Origin of the sequence: Trinickia sp., from assembly GCF_051961175.1 — a bacterium.
Taxonomy (GTDB): domain Bacteria; phylum Pseudomonadota; class Gammaproteobacteria; order Burkholderiales; family Burkholderiaceae; genus Trinickia.
The window spans coordinates 1-2760 of sequence record NZ_JBQCDN010000253.1; the positions used below are offsets into that span (position 1 = coordinate 1).

Consider the following 2760-nt stretch of genomic DNA (forward strand, 5'->3'; position numbering starts at 1 on the left):
GTGATGAAGGGCGTGCCGAACCTCTATGTCAAAGCGGCGCGCTCGTTGGGGGCGGGGCCGGTGCGTTCGTTCTTCGAAGCGTACTTCCCGCAAACGCTGCCCGGCGTGGGGGCAGCCGGCATGCTGACGTTCATTCTCGCTGTCGGCTACTACCTCACGCCGGCCATCGTCGGCGGCCCGGACGATCAGTTGGCCAGCTACTACATCGCCTATCACGTCAATACGACGCTCAATTGGGGGCTGGCAAGCGCGCTCGCATCGATTCTGTTGGCCGGTGTGCTCGTCGTCTACGGCCTGTTCGTCAAACTCACCGGCGGCGCCGGCGTGAAACTGGGGTAACGCAATGTTCAGTTTTCCAGCCTATGTGACGGTGTGGGGCCGTCTTGGACGATTCGCGCACGTCGGCCTATCGCTCCTCGTGCTGCTGTTCCTGGTGTCGCCGGTGCTCGTGGTGATGCCGCTGTCGTTCAACTCGCAGCCGTACTTTACCTATCCGATGCCGGGCTTGAGCCTGCGTTGGTATGAACACTTCCTCGGCAGTGCCGAGTGGATGCTGGCGCTGAAGAACACGCTGATTACAGGCGTGTCGTCGACGGCGATTGCAACGGTGCTCGGCGTCATGGCCTCGCTCGGCTTGACCAACCCGCGCCTGAAAGGCAAAGCCTTCATCACCGGCGTGCTGGTCTCGCCGATGATCGTGCCGCTCATCATCACGGCCGTTGGCGTCTACTTCGCGTTCAGCCCGTTCGGCCTGACCGGCAGCTTGTTGGGACTGATCCTCGCTCATGCGGCGCTCGGCGTTCCGTTCGTGGTCGTCACCGTCACCGCCACGCTGGCCGGGTTCAACGAATCGCTTTCGCGTGCCGGCCGGAGTCTCGGCGCGTCGCCGCTCAGAGTGCTTTTGCAAGTGAAGCTGCCGATCATCGCCCCCGGCGTCGTGTCGGGCGCGCTGTTCGCCTTCGCGACCTCGTTCGATGAAATCGTCGTTGCGCTGTTTCTGACGGGACCGGATCAACGCACGATCCCGCGCCAAATGTGGGGGGGCATCCGCGAACAATTGAGCCCGACGATTCTCGCGGTGGCCACGATTCTCGTCGTTTTCTCGACGTTGCTCCTGCTCACGCTCGAGTTTCTCCGTCGCAGAACCGAACGGCTGCGCGGCACCGCTGCAGCGTTGTGAACGGGCGCGGCTCGCCGGTGGCGGGCCGTTTTACGAAGTGCACCTATCGATCATCTGAACACCATCATGTTGTCGGAAATCCAAACCATGCGGACCGTTGCGACGGATCTCTCCACTTTGCGTCAACGCATTTACGACGCGACGGCGATGCGCGAAGAGGACGTCGTCCAAGCATTGATGCAAGAAGCGCGGATGGATCCGCCTACGCTCGCGAAAGCGCAGGAACTCGCCTCGCGTTTGGCGCAGGGCGTGCGCGATGCCCGTATCGATGCGGGCGGCGTCGATTTGCTGACGCAGGAGTTCTCGCTCGATAGCCGCGAGGGCATCGCCTTGATGTGCCTGGCCGAAGCCATGTTGCGGATCCCCGATACGGCGACGCGCAATCAGTTGATTCGCGACAAGATTGTCGATGCCGACTGGCGCGCCCACATCGGCAAATCGCCGTCGCTGTTCGTCAATGCCACGGCCTGGGGCCTGCTCGTGACCGGCAAGCTGCTGAAGCAGCCGGACGAAAACGCCCTCGCCGAAGCGCTGACGCGTGTCGTGCGCAAGGGCGGCGAGGCGGTCGTGCGTGCCGGTGTAGCCTACGCGATGCGGATGCTCGGTAAGCAGTTCGTCACGGGGCAGACCATCGAGGAGGCGATCGGCGTCGCCAGAGGCCGTGAATCGAACGGGTATCGGTATACCTACGACATGCTGGGCGAAGCCGCGCTGACCGAGGAGGATGCGCAGGCATACTTCGAATCGTATCGCCATGCTATCGAAGCGATCGGCGAGGACGCACGGGCGCGAGGCCCGATCGAAGGTCCCGGTGTGTCGGTCAAGATTTCGGGCCTGCATCCGCGTTATGAGTTGCCGCAGCGCGAGCGCGTACTCAGCGAGTTGTATCCGCGGCTGTTGGCGCTCGCGGAGTTGTCGATGCGCTACGGGATCGGCTTCCACCTGGATCAGGAGGAGTCCGCCCGGTTCGATCTTACGCTCGAAATGTTGGAGCGGCTGTGCCGCGAGCCGAGCTTGCGCGGTTGGAACGGCATCGGTCTTTCCTTGCAGGCATACCAGAAGCGCGGGCGAGCGGTCGCGGATTGGATCATCGCGCTCGCGCGTTCGACGGGGCGGCGCATCAATATTCGCTTGGTCAAGGGCGCGTACTGGGATACCGAGATCAAGCTCGCGCAGGATGCGGGCGCCGCGGGCTACCCCGTGTTCACGCGCAAGGTTCATTCCGACGTCAGCTATATCGCTTGCGCCAAAGTGCTGCTCAATGCGCCGGACGCGATCTTCCCGCAGTTCGCATCGCATAACGCCTTCACCATTGCCGCGGTTCACACGCTGGCCGAGGGCAAGGAATACGAATTTCAATGTCTGCACGGAATGGGCGAGACGGTATACGACCAAGTTGTCGGGCCGTCCAAGCTCGGACGCGCGTGCCGGATCTATGCACCGGTAGGGCCGCATGCGACGTTGCTTGCCTATCTCGTCCGGCGTTTGCTCGAGAACGGTGCGAACTCGTCGTTCGTCAATCAGATCGTCGATCCGGCCGTCAGCATCGCGGATATCGTCGAAGATCCCGTCGCGCGCGC

At 62.9% G+C, this 2760-nt stretch carries 3 protein-coding genes; all 3 read left to right on the top strand.

The window, feature by feature from the left end; genetic code table 11:
- Positions 1–339, top strand: a 339-nt coding sequence (locus ACTHL0_RS15330; protein WP_440567664.1) for an ABC transporter permease subunit, incomplete at its 5' end; no start/stop codon positions are given.
- 4 nt (positions 340–343) lie between these two features.
- Positions 344–1180: an ABC transporter permease gene (locus tag ACTHL0_RS15335; protein ID WP_440567665.1), complete on the top strand. Its 837-nt coding sequence runs from the start codon at positions 344–346 to the stop codon at positions 1178–1180.
- A gap of 87 nt (positions 1181–1267) precedes the next feature.
- Positions 1268–2760 (top strand): proline dehydrogenase family protein (locus tag ACTHL0_RS15340; protein ID WP_440567666.1); only part of this gene is annotated, 1493 nt, incomplete at its 3' end.

Bases quoted from the DNA above. Each gene is read 5' to 3' on its own strand.
- ACTHL0_RS15335 (WP_440567665.1), top strand. From the start codon at position 344: ATGTTCAGTTTTCCAGCCTATGTGACGGTGTGGGGCCGTCTTGGACGA.